We start from the raw sequence: 22157 nt of genomic DNA, 5'->3' as shown, positions 1-22157 counted from the left end.
CGGGGTGCGCATCGTCTACGGTTTCGCTCCCGGAACGCTTCGGGCACACTCCGCAGTCCCCCGTACGCGGTAAGTACCCGCACCCTTGCTGATCGTTACGGAGCGTAGAGGGACTATGTCCCTGAGTGACGAGGCTGGTGTATCGTCCCGACAGGGGATGCGCCGCGCAGGTTCGGCGCCGGGGACGGAACTTTGAGACATGTGAGGGGGGCGACGGGCGATGTACGGCCTATCGACGAACGATCCGAAGCGGCGTGACCGCGAGCGGCGACCCTGGCAAGCGGTGGTCCGCGCGGACGGTCACGGCGATCACAACCCACCCCGCCGGGACCGGTGGCACCCGGTGGCATCTCGGCTCGGGAGGATCCGGTGAGCTCCCTCGGAGCACTGCCGGCCCGCCGCCCGGTCCCGGGCGGCCCCACGCGCCTGGTTCCGCAACTCGCCCTGGTCCTGGTGTGCGCGACCTACGCCGTGGGTTCCGCGCTCGGCTGGGGCTCCCGGCGACTCGCGCTGTTCATGGGTGACTTCGGGCTGAGCGTCGCGGCGGGTATCGCGGCGGTCTCGTGTTTCATCTACGCCCGTAGCACGCGCAGCCGCTACCGCCCCGCCTGGCTGCTGTTCGCGCTCTCCTCCGCCATGGCGACGCTGGGCAACGCGGTGTGGGGCTGGTACGAGGTCGTCCTCCAGGACCCCGTCCCCTCGCCCAGCTATGCCGACCTCTTCTTCCTCTGCTTCGCTCCACCGGCCATCGTAGGACTGCTCGTGCTCGCCAAAAGGCCTGTCAGCAAGGCGGGTTGGGTCTGCCTCGGGCTCGACGCATGGCTGATCGGCGGCTCGCTGCTCACGCTGTCGTGGAGCCTCGCGCTCGCCCAGGCGGCCAAGTTCGACGGACCGAGCGTCGCGCACACCGCGCTCTCGCTCGCCTACCCGCTCCTGGACATCGCCCTGATCAGCATGGTTCTCGCCCTGCACTTCCGGGGCTCGGCGGTCCACCGCTCGGCGGTCAACACCGCCATCGGCGCGCTCGCCCTGACCGTGATGTGCGACGCCCTGTTCACCTCACCGCTGCTGCACAGCAGTTACCGCTCGGGCCAGTTGCTGGACGCGGGCTGGTTCTCCGGCTCGCTGCTCCTCGCCTACGCCCCCTGGCTCGGCTCCCGGTACCGGCTGCCGAGCCCCGACGGCCACACCCGCCCGCCCCACGGCCAGGTGCCGGGCCAGCGGCAGACGGCCGACGGGCGGCCGGGCCGCCAGGACGGGCACCCGCACGCCCACCCGCACCCGCTCACCCGAGACCGGGGCCACGGCTCCGACCGGCAGCCGGACCCCGGCCCCGCGCGCGAGCCGGGCCACGCGCCGCCGAAGGGGGCGGGGCCCCCGCAGGACCTCGGCCGCGAGTGGTACGCGGCCACGGGCGCGCGCCCGATCGCCGGTTGCTCACTGGCCGCGCTCACGCCCTACCTGGCCGCCGCCGTCTGCACCCTGGGGATCCTCTACAACGTCCTCAACGGCCAGAGCATCGACCGCGTGGTGCTCATCACCGCGGGCGCCGTGGTGCTCGCGCTCGTCGTCCGCCAGGGCATCATGCTGCTCGACAACATCACCCTCACCCGGGAACTGGCGCAGAAGGAGAACCACTTCCGCTCCCTGGTGCAGGGCTCCAGCGACGTCATCATGATCGCCGCGCCCGACGGCACCCTCAACTACGTCTCCCCGGCCGCCGCCGGCGTCTACGGACGCTCCGCCGAGGAGCTGGTCGGCACCGAACTCGCCGCGCTCATCCACCCGGAGGACCTGGGCTGCGTGGTGCACGAAGTACGCCGCTTCCTCGCCGCCAGCCACGCCGAGGAACCCACCACGCGCATCGAGTGCCGCTTCAGGTCGGGCCGCGGCGGCTGGCTCAACGTCGAGTCCACGGTCAACCGTCACCACGGCGGGCTGATCCTCAACAGCCGGGACGTGACCGAGAGAGTGCGCCTCCAGGCGCAGCTCCAGCACAGCGCCGAGCACGACCCGCTCACGGACCTGCCCAACCGCGCCCTGTTCACCAAGCGGGTCCAGCAGGCCCTCTCCGGCCGCCGCTCCTCCGACCGCGGCGCCGCCCTGCGCAACACCGCGGTGCTCTTCCTCGACCTCGACGGCTTCAAGGCCGTCAACGACACCATCGGGCACCACGCGGGCGACGAACTGCTCGTCCAGGCCGCCCGCAGACTGCAGGACGCGCTGCGGCAGGGCGACACGGCCGCCCGGCTGGGCGGCGACGAGTTCGCGGCCCTGATCGTCGGCGACGGCACGCACGACCGCGCCGCGCGCGAACGCCACATCCTCGAACTCGCCGACCGGCTCCGCGTCACGCTCTCCCAGCCGTACGACATCGACGGCAACGACGTCCGGGTGGCCGCGTCCATCGGGGTGGCCTTCTCCGAGCCGGGTCAGGGCGCCGGTGAACTGCTGCGCAACGCCGACCTCGCCATGTACCGCGCCAAGGCAGGCGGCAAGAACCGCGTCGAGCTGTACGCGCCCCAGATGCAGCAGGACGTGGCGCGCAGGACCGAGCCGGGCACGCGGCTGCGCGCGGCGCTGCGGGACGGCGAGTTCGTGCTGGTGCATCAGCCCGTGGTGTCGCTGGACGACGGCCGGATCGCCTCGGTCGGCGCCCAGGCGCGCTGGCGCTCCTCCCAGGGGGTGCTCTTCACGCCCGCCGAGTTCCTGCGCGTCTCCGAGGACAGCGACAAGGCCGCCGAGCTGGGCCGCTGGACGCTGGAGGAGGCCGTCGAGCAGGCCGCCCGGCGCACCGCCGCCGGGCTCGCCGTGCCCGTCGCCGTGAGCATGAGCGCCCGGCGGCTGCTCGACCGCTCCCTGCCCCTCGGCTCCGTCGAGGCCCTGCTCGCCCGGCACGGCCTGGCCTCGGGGACGCTGACGATCGAGCTGTCCGGCATCGACCCGCGCGTCTGCCTGGACGACCTGGAGCGCAGGCTCGGCGCCCTGCGCAGACTCGGCGTCCGGATCGCGCTCGACGGCTTCGGCAGCGGCTACGCGGCCATCACGGCGCTGCGCAGCCTCCCGGTCGACGTCCTGAAGATCGACCGCGAGCTGGTCGAGGGCGTCGTCGAGTCCGCCCGGCTGCACAAGATCACCAGTGGCCTGCTGCGGATCGCCGCGGACCTGGGGCTCGAGTCGGTCGCCGACGGAGTGGACCTGCCCGAGCAGGTCGCCGTGCTGCGCGCGATGGGCTGTACGCACGGCCAGGGCATGGCCTTCTCCGGGCCGCTGGACGAGCACCTGCTGCGCCGGGAGCTGGCCTCCGGCCGCTATCCGGTGCCGCACGGCCCGGCGGAGCCGGTCCTCGCAGGCGGGGGAGTGGAGGTGTACACCGGAAGCGTGCCCGCTGTTTTCGGAGGTGGAACGGCCTTGCGCTCACATAATGAGACGTCCGTCCCACCTACTTGACAGTGACGGTGCGGCGGCGAGAGGGTCAGTGCCATGCGCACCCGAATTCTCGTACTTGGACAGCGCGTCGGCTGAGCTGGACGGCACCGGAATGCAACCGGAATCCCAGCGACCACACCCGACGCGCTCCCCTCGCTTGCCTCCCGGCACGAGGGGTTTTTTGTTGCACAAGCACCAGTCGAACCACGTACAAACCTCGCAAAAACCCTCAGCATCGAGAAGAGAATGCCGATGACCGAGCAGGCCACCGGGGCCCCTCACCCGCAGCCCCGGCCCCGTAACGGAGGACACCAGTCCGCGCCCGAGCACGTCACGGGCGCGCAGTCCCTCATCCGCTCGCTCGAGGAGGTCGGCGCCGACACCGTATTCGGCATTCCGGGCGGTGCGATCCTGCCCGCGTACGACCCGCTGATGGACTCGACCCGGGTGCGCCATGTGCTGGTGCGGCACGAGCAGGGCGCGGGCCACGCGGCCACCGGATACGCGCAGGCCACGGGCAAGGTCGGCGTCTGCATGGCGACCTCGGGCCCCGGCGCCACCAACCTGGTGACCCCGATCGCCGACGCCCACATGGACTCGGTGCCGCTGGTCGCCATCACCGGCCAGGTCGCCTCCCGGGCGATCGGCACCGACGCCTTCCAGGAGGCGGACATCGTCGGCATCACCATGCCGGTGACCAAGCACAACTTCCTGGTGACCCGCGCCGAGGACATCCCGCGGACGATCGCGGAGGCCTTCCACATCGCCTCCACCGGCCGCCCCGGACCGGTCCTGGTCGACATCGCCAAGGACGCCCTCCAGGCCCGCACCACCTTCAGTTGGCCGCCGGCCACGGACCTGCCCGGCTACCGCCCGGTGACCAAGCCGCACGCCAAGCAGATCCGCGAGGCCGCCAAGCTGATCACCGCCGCCCGGCGCCCCGTCTTCTACGTCGGCGGCGGCGTCCTGAAGGCACAGGCCACCGCCGAGCTGAAGGTCCTCGCCGAACTCACCGGAGCGCCCGTCACCACCACCCTGATGGCGCTCGGCGCGTTCCCCGACAGCCACCCGCTGCACGTGGGAATGCCGGGCATGCACGGTGCGGTCACCGCCGTCACCGCGCTGCAGAAGGCCGACCTGATCGTCGCCCTCGGAGCCCGCTTCGACGACCGCGTCACGGGCAAGCTCGACAGCTTCGCCCCGTACGCCAAGATCGTCCACGCCGATATCGACCCCGCCGAGATCGGCAAGAACCGCGCCGCCGACGTGCCCATCGTCGGTGACGCACGCGAGGTCATCGCCGACCTCGTGCAGGCCGTCCAGAAGGAGTACGGCGAGGGCCACCGGGGCGACTACACCGCCTGGTGGCGCGACCTGAACCGCTGGCGCGAGACCTACCCGCTCGGCTACGACCAGCCCGAGGACGGCACGCTCGCCCCGCAGCAGGTCATCGAGCGCCTCGGGCAGCTCGCGCCCGAGGGCACGATCTTCGCCGCGGGCGTCGGCCAGCACCAGATGTGGGCCGCGCACTTCATCCAGTACGACAGGCCCGCCACCTGGCTGAACTCCGGCGGCGCCGGAACCATGGGCTACTCGGTCCCCGCCGCCATGGGCGCCAAGGCCGGACGTCCCGACCGGACCGTCTGGGCCATCGACGGCGACGGCTGCTTCCAGATGACCAATCAGGAACTGACCACCTGCGCCCTGAACAACATCCCGATCAAGGTCGCCATCATCAACAACGGCGCCCTCGGCATGGTCCGCCAGTGGCAGACCCTCTTCTACAACCAGCGCTACTCCAACACGGTCCTGCATTCGGGCCCGGACGACGTCAACCCGCAGGCGCGCGGCACCCGCGTCCCCGACTTCGTGAAGCTGTCGGAGGCCATGGGCTGTTACGCGATCCGCTGCGAGTCCCCGGACGACCTCGACAAGGTCATCGAAGAGGCGAACTCCATCAACGACCGGCCGGTCGTCATCGACTTCATCGTCCACCAGGACGCCATGGTCTGGCCGATGGTCGCCGCCGGCACCTCCAATGACGAGATCATGGCCGCCCGGGACCTGCGTCCCGACTTCGGCGACAACGAAGACGACTGACAGAGAGCCGAGTTGAGAACCATGTCCAAGCACACCCTCTCCGTCCTCGTCGAGAACACGCCCGGCACCCTCACCCGGATCGCCGGACTGTTCTCCCGCCGCGGCTTCAACATCGACTCGCTCGCCGTCGGCACCACCGAGCACCCCGACATCTCCCGCATCACCATCGTCGTGAGCGTCGAGGAATTCCCGCTCGAACAGGTCACCAAGCAGCTCAACAAGCTCGTCAACGTCCTGAAGATCGTCGAACTGGAACCGGCGTCCGCCGTGCACCGTGAACTCGTGCTGGTGAAGGTGCGCGCCGACAACGACACCCGCTCCCAAGTCGTCGAGATCGTCCAGCTCTTCCGCGCCAAGACCGTCGACGTCTCCCCGGAGGCCGTCACCATCGAGGCCACCGGCTCCAGCGACAAGCTGGAGGCCATGCTGAAGATGCTGGAGCCGTTCGGCATCAAGGAGCTGGTCCAGTCCGGCACGATCGCGATCGGCCGCGGCGCCCGCTCGATCACCGACCGCTCACTGCGCGCGCTCGACCGTTCCGCGTAACCATCGCGCCCGTTCCATCCCGTTCCGCCCCGGAACACACCCGGCAGTTCCCCTGTCCCCGTAACGTCCCTTCCCCCGCCGTCATACGGTGGGACGCACCATTCGTACCCAAGGAGAGAACCGAAGTGGCCGAGCTGTTCTACGACGCTGATGCCGACCTGTCCAACATCCAGGGCCGCAAGGTCGCGGTCATCGGCTACGGCAGCCAGGGCCACGCCCACGCGCTGTCGCTGCGCGACTCGGGCGTCGACGTCCGCGTCGGTCTGCACGAGGGCTCCAAGTCCAAGGCCAAGGCCGAGGAGCAGGGCCTGCGCGTGGTGACCCCCGCCGAGGCCGCCGCCGAGGCCGACGTCATCATGATCCTCGTCCCGGACCCGATCCAGGCCCAGGTCTACGAGGAGTCCATCGCCCCCCACCTGAAGGACGGCGACGCGCTGTTCTTCGGCCACGGCTTCAACATCCGCTTCGGCTTCATCAAGCCCCCGGCCGGTGTGGACGTGTGCATGGTCGCCCCGAAGGGCCCGGGTCACCTGGTCCGCCGCCAGTACGAGGAGGGCCGCGGCGTCCCGTGCATCGTCGCCGTCGAGCAGGACGCCTCCGGCAACGCCTTCGCGCTGGCCCTCGCCTACGCCAAGGCCATCGGCGGCACCCGCGCGGGCGTCATCAAGACGACCTTCACCGAGGAGACCGAGACCGACCTGTTCGGTGAGCAGGCCGTGCTGTGCGGTGGCACCGCGGCGCTGGTCAAGGCGGGCTTCGAGACCCTGGTCGAGGCGGGCTACCAGCCGGAGATCGCCTACTTCGAGTGCCTGCACGAGCTGAAGCTGATCGTCGACCTCATGTACGAGGGCGGCCTGGAGAAGATGCGCTGGTCGATCTCCGAGACCGCCGAGTGGGGCGACTACGTCACCGGCCCGCGCATCATCACGGACACCACCAAGGCCGAGATGAAGAAGGTCCTCGCCGAGATCCAGGACGGTTCCTTCGCCCGCACCTGGATGGACGAGTACCACGGCGGTCTGAAGAAGTACAACGAGTACAAGCAGCAGGACGCCGAGCACCTGCTGGAGACCACCGGCAAGGAGCTGCGCAAGCTCATGAGCTGGGTGAACGAGGAGGCGTAAGCCTCACGGCCAGGGGGCCGGAGCCGGTCCGCTCCGGCCCCTTCGGCACACCGCGGGCAATGCCCGGAACCCGGCGTTGTCCAGCCCGTCCAGCCACGGACGGGTGATCCTTCCGCAGCGGCGTAAGACGACGCACGCGGCGCCACTAGACTGCTGGACAACAACGCGTCAGGCCCACAGTGTCGTGCGTCTTCCACGCGGCTAGGACCTGTCGGGCGCGCAGCTCCGGGCAGGCCCTGACACCCCTCCACCGCATGCGGCCGTCGGGACGGCCGTCCGCAATGGACATGTGAGGACTCACGTGAGCTCGAACCCCCGTCGCAAAGCCACGGTACTGATCGCCGAAGAGCTGTCGCCCGCGACCGTCGACGCCCTCGGCCCCGACTTCGAGATCCGGCGCTGCAACGGCGCGGACCGCGCCGAGCTGCTCCCCGCGATCGCCGACGTCGATGCCATCCTGATCCGCTCCGCGACCAAGGTCGACGCCGAGGCCATCGCCGCCGCGCGCAAGCTCAAGGTCGTCGCCCGCGCCGGTGTCGGCCTGGACAACGTGGACGTCTCCGCCGCCACCAAGGCCGGCGTGATGGTCGTCAACGCCCCGACCTCGAACATCGTGACCGCCGCCGAGCTGGCCTGCGGTCTCATCCTCTCCACCGCCCGCAACATCCCGCAGGCCAACGCGGCGCTGCGCAACGGCGAGTGGAAGCGCAGCAAGTACACGGGCGTCGAGCTGGCCGAGAAGACCCTCGGCGTGGTCGGCCTCGGCCGCATCGGCGCGCTGGTCGCGCAGCGCATGTCCGCGTTCGGCATGAAGGTCGTCGCCTACGACCCGTATGTGCAGCCCGCGCGGGCCGCGCAGATGGGCGTCAAGGTGCTGACCCTGGACGAGCTGCTGGAGTGCGCCGACTTCATCACCGTCCACCTGCCGAAGACCCCCGAGACCATCGGCCTGATCGGCGACGACGCGCTGCACAAGGTCAAGCCGAGCGTCCGGATCGTCAACGCCGCGCGCGGCGGCATCGTCGACGAGGCGGCGCTGTACTCGGCGCTCAAGGAGGGCCGCGTCGCGGGCGCGGGCCTGGACGTGTACACGAAGGAACCGTGCACGGACTCGCCGCTCTTCGAGCTGGACCAGGTCGTCTCCACGCCGCACCTCGGCGCGTCGACGGACGAGGCGCAGGAGAAGGCCGGTATCGCGGTCGCCAAGTCGGTGCGTCTCGCGCTCGCCGGTGAGCTGGTCCCGGACGCGGTGAACGTCCAGGGCGGTGTGATCGCCGAGGACGTCAAGCCGGGCCTGCCGCTCGCCGAGCGGCTCGGCCGTATCTTCACCGCCCTCGCGGGCGAGGTCGCCTCCCGTCTCGACGTCGAGGTCTACGGCGAGATCACCCAGCACGATGTGAAGGTGCTCGAACTGTCCGCGCTCAAGGGCGTCTTCGAGGACGTCGTGGACGAGACGGTCTCGTACGTCAACGCCCCGCTGTTCGCCCAGGAGCGCGGCGTCGAGGTCCGGCTGACCACCAGCTCGGAGGCCACCGACCACCGCAACGTCGTCACGGTGCGCGGCACGCTCGCCGACGGCGCGGAGGTGTCCGTCTCCGGCACGCTGACCGGCCCCAAGCACCTCCAGAAGATCGTCGCCGTCGGTGAGTACGACGTCGATCTGACGCTCGCCGACCACATGGTCGTCCTGCGCTACGAAGACCGTCCCGGTGTCGTCGGCACGGTCGGCCGCATCGTCGGCGAGGCCGGTATCAACATCGCCGGTATGCAGGTCGCCCGCGCGGACGTCGGCGGCGAGGCGCTGGCGGTCCTGACCGTGGACGACACGGTGCCGGCCGGTGTGATGGCCGAGGTCGCCGCGGAGATCGGCGCGACGTTCGCCCGCTCGGTGAACCTGGTCTGAGACACCGACCGCTCCACACGTGAACGCCGGACGGGCTGCGACGACAGCCCGTCCGGCGTTCTGCGTACGAGGTGACGCTCAGACGGTGGCCTTCGCCGCCGCCTCGTCCTGGGGGACCGTCTCGGTCTGCCGGACGTGGATCCGGCGCAGCGGCAGCGCCGCGAGCGCCGCGAGGAGCAGCACCGCCGCACCCGCGAGCGCCGCGCCGTGCATCCCGTCGGTGAAGGCCGCCCGCGCCGCCGTCACCAGGGCCTCGCCCGTACGTCCCGGCAGATGCCCCGCGACCTGGAGCGCGCCGCCGAGGGTCTCATGGGCCGGGGCCGGCGCGGAGGACGGGATCCCCTGGCGGTAGATCGCCGTGCCGATGGAGCCGAGGACGGCCATGCCCAGCGCGCCGCCGAACTCCGAGCCCGTCTCCAGCAGCGACGAGGCCGCGCCCGCCCGCTCCACCGGGGCCGCGCCCAGGGCCAGATCGTTCATCTGGGACATGACCATCACGATCCCCGAGGCCAGCACCCCGCACGCGGCCAGCACCAGCCACAGCGAGTCCGTCCCGGCCAGGGCCAGCATCCCGTAGCCCGCCGCGCCGATCACGAAGCCCGCCATGACGACATGGGCCCGGTTGACGCCCTTCTGCACGAGCACGGCCGCCACGGGAGCCGCCGCCCCGATCGGCACGGACGGCAGCAGTGACCACAGCGCCGCCTCCAACGCGCTCTTGCCGAGCACCGATTGCAGGTACTGCGTGGTGAAGAACGCCGAGCCCATCATGGCGAAGGCGGACACGAGGTTGAGGACGACGGCGGGGGCGAAGCCACGGCCGCGGAACAGGGCGGGCGCGATCATCGGGGAGGCCGCGGTGCGCTGACGGTGGACGAAGAGCGCGGCGAAGACCAGGCCGACGACGATCGAGGCGACGTACAGCGGGTGCACGCCCTCCGAGGGGATCTTCTTCAGGCCGTAGATCACGGGAAGTACCGCCGCCATCGACAGCGGCACGCTGATCAGGTCGAAGCGGCCGGGCGCCGGGTTCTTCGACTCGGGCAGCAGGATCGGGCCCAGCACCAGCAGCAGTGCCATCGCGGGCAGATTGACCAGGAAGACCGAGCCCCACCAGAAGTACTGCACCAGGACACCACTGAGCACCGAGCCGAGCGCGATACCGCCGGTCATCACCCCGGACCACAGCCCGATCGCCTTCGCCCGCTGACCGGGGTCGGTGAACATCGTGCGGACCAGCGCCATGGTCGAGGGCATCAGAGTCGCGCCGCCGATCCCGAGGACCGCGCGGGCCGCGATGAGGGTCTCGGCACTGTTCGCGTACGCGGCGATCAGCGAGGCGGCACCGAAGGCGGCGGCGCCGAAGAGCAGTAACTTCCGGCGGCCGATGCGGTCACCGAGCGCGCCCATCGTCATCAGCAGCCCGGCCAGGACGAACGCGTAGATGTCGAAGATCCAGAGCTGCTGCGTGCCGCTCGGCTCCAGGTCCGCGCTGATCTTCGGGATGGCGAAGTACAGGACGGAGACGTCCATCGAGACCAGCAGCAGCGGCAGCATCAGCACGCCGAGGGCGGTCCATTCGCGACGACCGGCACGGGTGGGAGCGGTCGGGGTGGTGCTCGTCGGGTTCGTCATGGCAGGGACTGTACGCATGTCTTAGACGCTTGTCTAGAACGAGCGTATGAGACGGGCGTTTGAGACGTGCGTATGGGACGGTCGTATGGATCCCGGTAGGCTGAACGGCATGGGACACCGTGAGGATCTGCTCGAGGGCGCCAAGCGCTGCCTGCTGGAGAAGGGGTTCGTGCGCACGACCGCGCGCGACATCGTCAAGGAGTCGGGGACCAACCTGGCCTCGATCGGCTACCACTACGGGTCGAAGGACGCGTTGCTGGTGCAGGCGTACGTCTCCCTCATCGAGGGGATGAGCGGCGGTTACGGGCCGGGCTGGGGAGCGAGCGACACCTCGCGGACGGCGGCCGGGTCGCTGGAGCGCTTCCAGGAGGTGTGGACGAACATCATTCGCTCGGTGCCCGAGTCACGCGCGATCTGGCTGCTGAGCTTCGAGCTGATCCTCCAGGGCGAACGGGTGCCGGAGGTACGCAAGTTGCTGGCCGCGGCGCAGGAGGAGGGCCGTTCGGGGATCGTCCCGCTGTTCACCGACATCCCGGAGGCGGAGGTCGACAAGGAGACGGTGGACACCGAGGGCCGTCTCTACCAGACCGTGCTCCAGGGCCTCATGGTGCAGTGGCTCTTCGACCCCGACACGGCCACCGACGCCGCTCAACTCACCGAGGGACTGCGCCGGGTGATGGCGGCGGCAGACTCAACAGGGCGGAGCCACCAGGGGAGTTGACCCGCTACAGTCGCGCCCTCTTCAACGCCATGTGCAGCAGCAGCCGGTCCTCGCCGTCGTCCAGGTCGAGCCCCGTGAGCTGTTCGACGCGCGAGAGGCGGTAGTACAAGGTCTGGCGGTGGATACCCAGTTCCGAGGCCGTGCGGCCCGCCTGGCCCGCGCAGTCCAGGAACACCTCGGCGGTACGGGCGAGTTCGCGATGGGTCGGGGCCAACAGAGCCTGGACGGCGGGGTCGTGGGGCGAGTCCGCGGGGAGGGCGGTCAGCAGGCGGTACGGGCCGATGGCCGACCACTGGGCGACCGGGCTGAACCGGGGCTCCGCCAGGGCCGCGCGGGCCGCCGCCGAGGCCTCCCGCCAGGCGGCGCCCAGCTCCGCGAGACCGTGGCGGGCGCCCGCGACCCCGGCCGCGGCCTGACCGCCGCCGGTCTCCCGCAGCAGGCGCGAGGCCGCCGTCAGCGCCGGGGTCAGTACGTCCGCCGAGCGCAGCCGCACCAGCAGGGCCAGGCTCTGGCCCGCCGCGCCCCAGGGCACCGTGCACCGCGCGGTCGCCGCCGGGATCGTACGGGCCGAAGGGGCATCGTCCGGGTCGGCCGAGAGCCAGGGGGCCACACACACCACCGTGTGCAGACCGTCGCCCCGTACCCCCAGCGCCGTACGCAGCTCGGCCACCGCCATGTCCTGCTGCCAGCCGCGCTCGGCGGTGAGGACCGCGCGCAGCTCGCGCGTCAGGTCCGCGCCCGCCTTCGCCTCGTCCGCGAGCAGCGCCCCGATCCGGGTGGTGACCTCCATCGCCGTGGACAGCAGGGTCTCGGACGGGCCCGGCTCGTCGGTGAGCAGCCACACATAGCCGAGGACGACACCCCGATGGCGTACCGGCAGACAGATCCGTCCCCGGTACACGCCCGCCTCCGGCGTGGGCGGGATGCGTACCGGGCCCGTGGCCCGCGCGATGCCGAACCCCTCGAACCATCTGCGCACCGCCGCCGGGGAGCGGCGCGTGAGGATCGAGCGGGTGCGGACCGGGTCGAGGGACGCCTCGTCGAAGTCGCCCTCGCTGTCGTACGCGGCGAAGGCGATCAGCTCGAAGTCCCGGTTCTCCAAGGTCGCGGGGGCGCCGAGCAGCGCCGAGATCTCGTCGACGAGCTCCTGGTAGTCACCCCGGCCTGACTTGAAAACATCCGCCACACGGGCATTCTCCCGCATTTTCCTTTGCCTTCATACGGATGTATGAGATCCAGGGCACGGATGCGTGACAGGTGTCGATGGTCCACGATCGCGGCGATCCGTAGCTTTCACAGTGGTTCTTCGTGCCGTACCCGACCGAATGCTCGGGATCGGCCTCCTGATGAATGTGTGGAGGTGCCCCGTGCTGGGTCCCGTGATTCTCGCCGCGTCGCGTAGCGACCGGATGCGCCGCCTGATCTCCGCGGTGCCGGTGACCAAGCAGGTCGTGGACCGCTTCATCCCCGGCGAGAGCGTCGACGAGATCGTTCCGATCGTCAAGGACCTCACCGGCAAGGGTCTTGAGCTGACGATGGACGTCGTCGGCGAGGACATCACCACGCCGGAGCAGGCCGCCGCCGCGCGCGACGCGTACCTGATGCTGATCGAGCACCTCGCGAAGCTGGACCTCGGCACCAAGGCCGAGATGTCCGTCAAGCTGTCCATGTTCGGCCAGGCGCTGGAGGGCGGCCACGAGCTGGCCCTCGCCAATGTCCGCCCGGTGGTCGAGGCCGCCGCCGCCATCGGCACCACCGTGACGCTGGACGCCGAGGACCACACCACCCTCGACTCGATGTTCGCCATCCACGAGGAGCTGCGGAAGGACTTCCCGCAGACCGGCTGTGTGATCCAGGCCTACCTCTTCCGTACCGAGGACGACGCCCGCCGCCTCGCCGCGGCCGGCAGCCGAGTGCGTATCGTGAAGGGTGCGTACAAGGAGCCCGCGTCGGTCGCGTACCAGGACAAGGCCGAGATCGACAAGGCGTACGTCCGTATCCTGAAGATCCTCATGGAGGGCCAGGGATACCCGATGGTCGGTTCCCACGACCCGCGGCTGATCTCCATCGCGCAGGACCTCGGTCGGCGCGCCGGGCGCAAGCTCGACGAGTACGAGTTCCAGATGCTGTACGGCATCCGGAGCGACGAACACCTGCGGCTGGCCGCCGAGGGACACCGGATGCGTGTCTACACGGCGTACGGCACCGACTGGTACGGCTACTTCATGCGCCGCCTGGCGGAGAAGCCGGCGAACCTGCGCTTCTTCCTCCGTTCGATGGTCAGCAAGGGCTGAACCCGCCCCACCCCGCTCAGTAAGGAGTCTCGGAACCTATGGACGCTGTGACCCAGGTCCCCACCCCTGTCAACGAGCCGGTGCACGGCTACGCCCCCGGCTCGCCCGAGCGCGCGCGTCTCGAGGCCAAGCTCAAGGAGCTGGCCGAGAACCCGATCGACCTGCCGTGCACCATCGGTGGCGAGAAGCGCATGGGCGGCGGTGAGGCGCACCAGGTCGTGCAGCCGCACAACCACAAGTCCGTCATCGGTACGTTCCACAACGCCACCGAGCAGGACGCGCAGGACGCCATCGACGCGGCCCTGGCCGCCGCGCCGGCCTGGCGCGCGATGTCCTTCGACGACCGCGCGGCGATCATCCTGCGCGCCGCCGAGCTGCTGGCCGGCCCGTGGCGCGAGACCATGGCCGCCTCCACCATGCTCGGCCAGTCGAAGACCGCCCAGCAGGCGGAGATCGACACCCCCTGCGAGCTGGTCGACTTCTGGCGCTTCAACGTCCACTACGCCCGCCAGATCCTGGCCGAGCAGCCCCCGGCCAACTCCCCGGGCGTGTGGAACCGCATGGACCACCGTCCGCTGGAGGGCTTCGTCTACGCGATCACCCCGTTCAACTTCACGGCGATCGCGGGCAACCTGCCCACCGCCCCGGCCCTCATGGGCAACGTGGTGGTCTGGAAGCCGTCGCAGACCCAGACCCACGCCGCCGTGCTGCTGATGCAGCTCCTGGAGGAAGCGGGCCTGCCCAAGGGCGTCATCAACCTGGTCACCGGTGACGGTGTCGAGGTCTCCAACGTCGCCCTGAACCACCGCGACCTCGCGGGCATCCACTTCACCGGTTCGACCCGGACCTTCCAGTACCTGTGGAAGACGGTCGGCACCAACATCGAGAAGTACCGCTCCTACCCGCGTCTGGTCGGCGAGACCGGCGGCAAGGACTTCGTGGTGGCCCACCCGTCGGCCGACCGCGCGGTGCTGAAGACCGCTCTGACCCGTGGCTCCTTCGAGTTCCAGGGCCAGAAGTGCTCGGCCTCCTCCCGGGCGTACGTCCCGGCCTCCATCTGGAACTCCGGTTTCAAGGAGGAGTTCGCGGCCGAGGTCGACGGTCTGACCATGGGTGACGTCACCGACCTGTCGAACTTCATGGGCGCCGTCATCGACGAGCGTGCCTTCGCCAAGAACAAGGCCGCCATCGACCGCGCGGCCGAGGACGCGGCCTGCACGATCGTCGCGGGCGGCTCGTACGACGACTCGGTGGGCTACTTCGTGCGCCCGACCGTCATCGAGTGCTCCGACCCGGAGAACGAGGTCTTCACGACCGAGTACTTCGGCCCGGTGCTCGCCGTGCATGTCTACGAGGACGACAAGTACGACGAGATGCTGACCCAGATGGAGTCCGTGTCCGACTACGCCCTGACGGGTTCGGTCATCGCCAACGACCGTGCCGCCGCGGCGTACACGATGGAGAAGCTCCGCTTCGCGGCGGGCAACTTCTACATCAACGACAAGTCGACCGGCGCCGTGGTCGGCCAGCAGCCCTTCGGCGGCGGCCGTTCCTCCGGCACCAACGACAAGGCGGGCGCTCCCCTGAACCTGCTGCGTTGGACCTCGACCCGCGCCATCAAGGAGACGCTGGTCCCGCCGACGGACTACGCGTACCCGCACATGGGCTGACGCCCTCGGGCCTCGACTCCGCCCCCGTTCACGGCACAGGCCGCGGACGGGGGCGGCTCCAATTCCCGGCTCCGGTTCTGCGGGCGAGGTGGCGTCGGCCACCTGGGGCGAGTGGCGCCGTCTCAGATAGTAGGAAGTCCGAGTAATGGTGGAGACAGATCCTCCGTCCTCGCTTAGCTTGGTGGAAGCCGAACGTCTCGCTCGATCAAGCGAATGGCGGTCGTGACCGGGCCCCGCGCAGGCCACCCCTGCGGCACCGCTCCCCGCCCCTCCGGCGTCTCCCCTCATCCGTACTCCCGGAGCCTTGAAGGAGTCGATTCCCCATGGCCGAGACGACCGCCCGACGCCGAGTCCGCCACGTGTCCCGTACGACCGAGGCCGACCGCAAGAACGCCGCCGCCGCGCTCCAGCGCGCCCTCGACCGCAGGGACAACGGCGGCGAAACCGGCCACTGAGCCGCGGTGACACTCGCGGCTTCCCCCACCTTGTGCCGGTGGGGTACGGGGTCCGCCGACTTCACCGGTGGACCCCGTACCGCTGAACGCACCCAGCAGGACGTATCTGTCCGCATCCCGGACGGCGCATGTCATTCCATGGGACAAGGAGTACGGTGCCGTCATGTCTCGCAGCATCAATCTCGCAGTGATCCCCGGTGACGGCATCGGCCAGGAGGTCGTGGCCCAGGGGCTCAAGGTCCTTTCCGCCGTCCTTCCGCAGGATGTGAAGCTGGAGACCAAGGAGTACGACTTCGGCGCCCGGCGCTACCACGCCACCGGTGAGACGCTCACCGACGCCGACCTGGAGCAGCTGGGGCGGCACGACGCGATCCTGCTCGGCGCGATCGGCGACCCCTCGGTCCCCTCCGGCGTCCTGGAGCGCGGCTTCCTGCTCAAGCTCCGCTTCGCCTTCGACCACCACGTCAACCTGCGCCCCTCCAAGCTGCTCCCGGGCGTCGAGACCCCGCTCGCGGGCCAGCCGGAGATCGACTTCGTCGTCGTCCGCGAAGGCACCGAGGGCCCCTACACGGGCAACGGCGGCACGATCCGCCCCGGCACCCCGCACGCGGTCGCCACCGAGGTCTCGCTGAACACCGCGTTCGGCATCGAGCGCGTCGTACGTGACGCGTACGCCCGCGCGCAGGCCCGCCCCCGCAAGAAGCTGGCCCTCGTCCACAAGAACAACGTGCTGGTGCACGCCGGTCATCTGTGGACGGACATCTTCCACCGGGTGGGCCAGGAGTTCCCCGAGGTCACCACCGAGTACATGCACGTGGACGCGGCGACGATCTACCTCGTCACGCAGCCCGAGCGCTTCGACGTGATCGTCACCGACAACCTCTTCGGCGACATCATCACCGACCTGGCCGCCGCCATCTCCGGCGGTATCGGCGTCGCGGCCTCCGGCAACATCAACCCGTCCGGGGACTTCCCGTCGATGTTCGAGCCCGTGCACGGCTCGGCGCCGGACATCGCAGGCCAGGGCAAGGCCGACCCCTCGGCCACCGTCCTGTCCGTCGCCCTCCTGCTGCGCCACCTCGGCCACGAGGCCGAGGCCGCCCGGATCGAGGACGCCGTCTCCGTCGACCTCGCCGAGCGCGTGGGCAAGCCCGCCCGCAGCACCGAGGAGATCGGCGACGCGCTCGCGGTACGCGTAGCGAGCTGACCCGACCGCTCACACTCTTCCAGGAAGCCGCCGGGTCGTGATCGCGCCCGGCGGCTTCCTCATGCCTTCACCGGGTGCCACCATCGACCCACCCCCGGACACAAGTACCCACAAGTACGCACATCTCCAGGGATCGCGTTCACGCCATTCCCGTCCCGGTACCGCGATTGCGATAATCGGACGCGGAGCCGCGGAATGAGGGAATGCTCGGACGTCCTCGCATTCGCCCCCTGCGCGGTCCGGGCGCGAGCGCGGCCCGTCACACACAACCGGTGAAGGACACATCACATATGACGACGATCGAGCTGAAGCCCTCCTCCCACCCGACCTCCGCCGCGGAGCGGGAGTCGATTCTGGCCAACCCCGGGTTCGGCCGCCACTTCACCGACCACATGGTGACGATCAAGTGGACCGAGGGGAGGGGCTGGCACGACGGCCAGCTCGTCCCGTACGCGCCGATCCCCCTCGACCCGGCCACCAATGTGCTGCACTACGCGCAGGAGATCTTCGAGGGCCTCAAGGCGTACCGCCAGCCCGACGGCACGGTCGCCACCTTCCGCCCGGACAAGAACGCCCGGCGCTTCCAGCACTCCGCCCACCGCCTCGGCATGCCCGAGCTGCCGGTCGAGACGTTCATCGAGGCGTGCGACGCCCTCGTCCAGCAGGACCAGGCCTGGGTGCCGGCGCACGGCGGCGAGTCCTCCCTCTATCTGCGCCCGTTCATGATCGCCACCGAGGTCGGTCTCGGGGTGAAGCCTGCCAACGAGTACCTCTTCGTCGTCATCGCCTGCCCGGCGGGCGCCTACTTCAAGGGTGGCGTGAAGCCGGTCTCCATCTGGGTCTCGGAGGACCGCGTCCGTGCCGTCCCCGGCGGCATGGGTGACGCCAAGACCGGTGGCAACTACGCCGCTTCGCTGCTCGCCCAGGCCGAGGCCTCGGCCAAGGGCTGCGACCAGGTCTGCTACCTCGACGCGGTGGAGCACAAGTGGGTCGAGGAGCTCGGCGGCATGAACGTGTGCTTCGTGTACGGGAACAAGATCATCACCCCGTCGCTGACCGGCTCGATCCTCGAGGGCGTCACCCGTGACTCCCTGCTCGCCGTCGCCCGCGAGCTGGGCTACGAGGCCGAGGAGGGCCGCGTCTCCGTCGACCAGTGGCAGGCCGACACCGAGAACGGCACCCTCACGGAGGTCTTCGCCTGCGGCACCGCGGCCGTCATCACGCCGGTCGGCACGGTCAAGCGCGAGGGCGCCGAGTGGAAGCAGTCGGACGGGACGCCGGGCGAGGTCACCCTCAAGCTCCGCGAGGCCCTGCTGGACCTCCAGCGCGGCACCCGCGAGGACACCCACGGCTGGATGCACCGCCTCGGCTGAATCTGAACCGCCGCATCTCACCCTCAGGGCCGCCCCGGACATCGCGTCCGGGGCGGCCCTGTTGTGTACGGACAGCTCCGGGGGTTTGAGTGACGCTCAACACCTTGTCGTATGTGATCACTCGAAGCCTTCCGTATTGGGTGTTGCGTGATTAGAGTGCCGTTCTAAATGTGCGCCACGCACGCGCATGTACGGCAAGGAGGCATCGCGACGTGAGACTCACCCCCACCGAGCGTGACCGGCTGCTGCTCTTCGGCGCCGCCGAGCTGGCCCGCGCCCGCCGCGCCCGGGGCCTGAGGCTGAACGTGCCGGAGGCCACCGCGCTGATCGCGGACACCGTCTGCGAGGCCGCCCGCGACGGCAGACGGCTGGCCGAGGCCGTCGAGGCGGCCCGCTCCGCGCTCGGCCCGGACGACGTGCTGCCGGGCGTCGCGGACGTCGTCACCGAGGTGCATGTCGAGGCCGTCTTCGACGACGGGTCCCGGCTCGCGGTGGTCACCGATCCCCTCGGCGGCGGCTCGGGCGACCGTGCGCCGGGCGCGCTGCTGCCCGGCCCCGCCCACACGGAACCCGAGGCGGTCGTACGGATATCCGTGACCAACACCGCCACGGTCCCGGTGTCCGTCACCTCCCACTTCCACTTCTTCGAGGCCAACCCGCGACTCGACTTCGCCCGGGAGCGCGCCTACGGCATGCGGCCCGCCGTCCCCGCCGGGTCCTCGGTCCGCTTCGGGCCGGGGGAGACCGCGGAGGTGGGGCTCGTGCCGATCGGCGGCGACCGGATCGCCATCGGTTTCGCGGGCCTGGTCGACGGGCCGCTGGACGCGCCGGGCGCGAAGGAGGAGGCCCTGCGCAGGGCCGCCGCCTGCGGATACCTGGGGGCGGACCGATGAACCCCGTACGAACCCCCCGAACCCCCTCGGGGTGCCGCCCGAAGACCCCGTACGGACACCCGCAGGGAGCCACCCCATGAACCCGTACGCCTACGCCGCCACCCACGGCCCCCGCGCGGGCGACCGTGTCCGGCTCGGTGACTCCGGCCTGGTCGTCCGGGTCGAGTCCGACGCGCAGAAGTACGGTGACGAGTTCCTCGTCGGCTTCGGCAAGACCGCCCGCGACGGGTTGCACCTCAAGGCCGCGGCCGTCCGCGCCACCTGTGACGTTGTCATCAGCAACGTCCTCGTGATCGACGCGGCCCTCGGCATCCGGAAGGTCTCCCTCGGCATCCGGGAGGGCCGGATCCACGCCATCGGGCGGGCCGGGAACCCCGACACGCTCGACGGAGTCGACGTCGTCGTCGGCACGGGCACCTCGATCGTGTCCGGGGAGGGGCTGATCGCCACCGCGGGTGCCGTCGACACCCATGTCCATCTGCTCTCGCCGCGCATCATGGAGGCCTCGCTGGCCTCCGGTGTGACCACGGTCATCGGCCAGGAGTTCGGCCCGGTGTGGGGCGTCGGCGTCAACTCGCCCTGGGCGCTGCGCCACGCCTTCAACGCGTTCGACGCCTGGCCGGTCAACATCGGCTTCCTGGGCCGGGGTTCGTCCTCGGACCCCGCGCCCCTGGTCGAGGCGCTGGCCGAGGGCGGCGCCTCGGGCTTCAAGGTGCACGAGGACATGGGTGCCCACACCCGCGCCCTGGACACCGCGTTGCGCGTGGCCGAGGAGCATGACGTCCAAGTCGCCCTGCACAGCGACGGGTTGAACGAGTGCCTGTCGGTCGAGGACACCCTCGGTGTGCTGGAGGGACGGACCATCCACGCCTTCCACATCGAGGGCTGCGGCGGCGGGCATGTGCCCAACGTCCTGAAGATGGCGGGTGTTCCGAACGTCATCGGCTCCTCCACCAACCCCACCCTGCCCTTCGGCCGGGACGCCGTCGCCGAGCACTACGGCATGATCGTCTCCGTCCACGACCTGAAGACCGACCTGCCCGGCGACGCCGCCCTGGCCCGTGACCGCATCCGCGCCGGGACCATGGGCGCCGAGGACGTGCTGCACGACCTGGGCGCGATCGGCATCACCTCCTCCGACGCGCAGGGCATGGGCCGCGCCGGGGAGACCGTACGCCGTACGTTCGCGATGGCCGGGAAGATGAAGGCCGAGCTGGGCCCGCTGGACGGCGACGGTCCGGACGACGACAACGCCCGCGTCCTGCGGTACATGGCGAAGCTGACCATCAACCCGGCCCTCGCGCACGGCCTCGCGCACGAGGTGGGCTCCCTGGAGGTCGGCAAGCTCGCCGACATCGTGCTGTGGCGCCCTGAGTACTTCGGCGCCAAGCCGCAGCTCGTGCTGAAGTCCGGCTTCCCCGCGTACGGCGTGGTCGGCGACCCGAACGCGGCCACGGACACCTGTGAACCCCTGGTGCTCGGACCGCAGTTCGGCGCGCACGGCGCCACCGCCGCGGATCTCTCCGTCGCCTTCGTCGCGCAAGCCGCCCTCGACCAGGGCCACGACCGGATCCCGACCCGGCGCCGCAGGGTCGCCGTCCGCGGCACCCGCGGTATCGGCCCCGCCGATCTGCGCCTCAACTCCCGTACGGGAGCGGTCGAGGTGGACCAGCGCACCGGCCTGGTCACCCTCGACGGCGACCCGCTCCGCTCCGAGCCCGCCGACTCGGTCTCGCTCAACCGCCTGTACTTCCTCTGAGGACCCCCTTGTGAACACTCCCGCCGCCGACGGCTTCCACATGCCCGCCGAGTGGGCCCCGCACGAGCGCACCTGGATGGCGTGGCCGGGCCCCAACCCGACCTTCGAGGACCCGGACGACCTGGCCGCCTCCCGCGCGGCCTGGGCGTCGGTCGCCCGCGCCGTACGCCGCTTCGAACCGGTGACCGTGGTCTGCGGCCCCGGCCAGTCCGCGGCGGCGCGCGCCCTGCTGGGCGAGGGCGTCGAGACGGTCGAACGCGACCTGGACGACGCCTGGATGCGCGACATCGGCCCCACGTTCCTCACCGACGGGCGTCAACTGGCCGCCGTGGACTGGACGTTCAACGGCTGGGGGGCCCAGCCCTGGGCCCGCTGGGAGCACGACGCGAAGATCGCCGCGCACGTCGCGGACCTCGCGGGCGCGTGGACGTACGCCTCGACGCTCGTCAACGAGGGCGGCGCGATCCATGTCGACGGCGAGGGCACGGTCCTGCTCACCGAGACCGTGCAACTCGGCCCCGAGCGCAACCCGGGCTGGACCAGGGAGCAGGTCGAGGCGGAGATCCACGCCCACCTCGGCACCCGCAAGGCGATCTGGCTGCCCCGCGGTCTGACCGGCGACTATCCGCCCCACGGCTACGGCACCCTCGGCCATGTCGACATCGTCGCCGCCTTCGCCCGCCCCGGCGTCGTCGTCGCCCACCACCAGCCGGACCCGGCGCACCCGGACCACGAGGTGACCCGGGAGATCCTCGGCATCCTGCGCTCCGCCACCGACGCGCGCGGCCGACGCCTGGAGGTGGTCGAGGTGCCCGCGCCGACCGTGCTGGAGGCCGACGGCCGCTGGGCCGACTACTCCTACATCAACCACTACCTCTGCAACGGCGGCGTCGTCCTGTGCGGCTTCGACGACCCCCGCGACGAGACGGCCGCCCGTATCTTCGGCCGGCTGTTCCCCGAGCGGACGGTGACGCTGGTCGACGCCCGTACGATCTTCTCCGGCGGGGGAGGCATCCACTGCGTCACGCAACAGCAGCCGAAGATCTAG

At 70.5% G+C, this 22157-nt stretch carries 16 protein-coding genes; 14 read left to right on the top strand and 2 right to left on the bottom strand.

From position 1 onward, the window contains the following. The first annotated feature begins 369 nt into the window (after positions 1-369). From ACZ60T_RS06695 to serA, 5 genes are all read left to right on the top strand, one after another. On the top strand, positions 370-3450 hold the full coding sequence (locus ACZ60T_RS06695; RefSeq protein WP_469664972.1) for an EAL domain-containing protein: 3081 nt from the start codon (positions 370-372) through the stop codon (positions 3448-3450). A 231-nt stretch (positions 3451-3681) separates the two neighbouring features. Further along, positions 3682-5529: an acetolactate synthase large subunit gene (locus tag ACZ60T_RS06690; RefSeq protein ID WP_469664970.1), complete on the top strand. Its 1848-nt coding sequence runs from the start codon at positions 3682-3684 to the stop codon at positions 5527-5529. A 21-nt stretch (positions 5530-5550) separates the two neighbouring features. Next, positions 5551-6075 carry an acetolactate synthase small subunit gene (gene ilvN / locus ACZ60T_RS06685; RefSeq protein WP_252422592.1) on the top strand — a complete coding sequence of 175 codons (525 nt, stop codon included), beginning with the start codon at positions 5551-5553 and terminating at the stop codon, positions 6073-6075. 125 nt (positions 6076-6200) lie between these two features. After that, the gene (gene ilvC / locus ACZ60T_RS06680; RefSeq protein ID WP_365622710.1) at positions 6201-7199 is read left to right on the top strand and encodes a ketol-acid reductoisomerase; all 999 of its coding nucleotides are present in this window, start codon (positions 6201-6203) and stop codon (positions 7197-7199) included. Between the two features lie 301 nt (positions 7200-7500). Then, on the top strand, positions 7501-9102 hold the full coding sequence (gene serA / locus ACZ60T_RS06675) for a phosphoglycerate dehydrogenase (protein ID WP_365622712.1): 1602 nt from the start codon (positions 7501-7503) through the stop codon (positions 9100-9102). A gap of 78 nt (positions 9103-9180) precedes the next feature. Here serA and ACZ60T_RS06670 read toward each other — a convergent pair whose 3' ends face one another. Next, positions 9181-10737: an MFS transporter gene (locus ACZ60T_RS06670; RefSeq protein ID WP_469664967.1), complete on the bottom strand. Its 1557-nt coding sequence runs from the start codon at positions 10735-10737 to the stop codon at positions 9181-9183. 109 nt (positions 10738-10846) lie between these two features. On the opposite strand from ACZ60T_RS06670, the gene ACZ60T_RS06665 reads away from it, so the two are divergent. Beyond that, on the top strand, positions 10847-11458 hold the full coding sequence (locus ACZ60T_RS06665) for a TetR/AcrR family transcriptional regulator (RefSeq protein WP_469664965.1): 612 nt from the start codon (positions 10847-10849) through the stop codon (positions 11456-11458). 4 nt (positions 11459-11462) lie between these two features. On the opposite strand, the gene ACZ60T_RS06660 is transcribed toward ACZ60T_RS06665, so the two are convergent. Continuing rightward, positions 11463-12662, bottom strand: a complete 1200-nt coding sequence (locus tag ACZ60T_RS06660; protein WP_469664963.1) for a PucR family transcriptional regulator — start codon at positions 12660-12662, stop codon at positions 11463-11465. 163 nt (positions 12663-12825) lie between these two features. Between ACZ60T_RS06660 and ACZ60T_RS06655 the strand changes: the two genes are divergently transcribed. From ACZ60T_RS06655 to ACZ60T_RS06620, 8 genes are all read left to right on the top strand, one after another. Further along, positions 12826-13752, top strand: coding sequence for a proline dehydrogenase family protein (locus ACZ60T_RS06655; RefSeq protein WP_365622720.1), 927 nt, complete (start codon positions 12826-12828; stop codon positions 13750-13752). 38 nt (positions 13753-13790) lie between these two features. Then, positions 13791-15422, top strand: coding sequence for an L-glutamate gamma-semialdehyde dehydrogenase (gene pruA / locus ACZ60T_RS06650; protein ID WP_469664960.1), 1632 nt, complete (start codon positions 13791-13793; stop codon positions 15420-15422). 323 nt (positions 15423-15745) lie between these two features. Further along, entirely contained in the window at positions 15746-15877 is a 132-nt protein-coding gene (locus ACZ60T_RS06645; protein WP_289734387.1) for a hypothetical protein, read from the top strand. Between the two features lie 163 nt (positions 15878-16040). After that, positions 16041-17084 (top strand): 3-isopropylmalate dehydrogenase, encoded by a 1044-nt coding sequence (locus ACZ60T_RS06640; protein ID WP_469664958.1) that lies wholly within the window; start codon positions 16041-16043, stop codon positions 17082-17084. Positions 17085-17374: 290 nt separating this feature from the next. After that, complete coding sequence (locus ACZ60T_RS06635) at positions 17375-18457, top strand: branched-chain amino acid aminotransferase (RefSeq protein WP_469664956.1); 1083 nt, start codon at positions 17375-17377, stop codon at positions 18455-18457. A 212-nt stretch (positions 18458-18669) separates the two neighbouring features. Beyond that, positions 18670-19350 (top strand): urease subunit gamma, encoded by a 681-nt coding sequence (ureA, locus tag ACZ60T_RS06630; protein WP_365622730.1) that lies wholly within the window; start codon positions 18670-18672, stop codon positions 19348-19350. Positions 19351-19426: 76 nt separating this feature from the next. After that, the gene (locus ACZ60T_RS06625; protein WP_469664954.1) at positions 19427-21109 is read left to right on the top strand and encodes an urease subunit alpha; all 1683 of its coding nucleotides are present in this window, start codon (positions 19427-19429) and stop codon (positions 21107-21109) included. Positions 21110-21119: 10 nt separating this feature from the next. After that, positions 21120-22157: an agmatine deiminase family protein gene (locus ACZ60T_RS06620; RefSeq protein ID WP_469664952.1), complete on the top strand. Its 1038-nt coding sequence runs from the start codon at positions 21120-21122 to the stop codon at positions 22155-22157.

This window comes from Streptomyces sp. NPDC104371, assembly GCF_055583785.1.
This window is presented reverse-complemented; position numbering and strand designations above follow the sequence as displayed.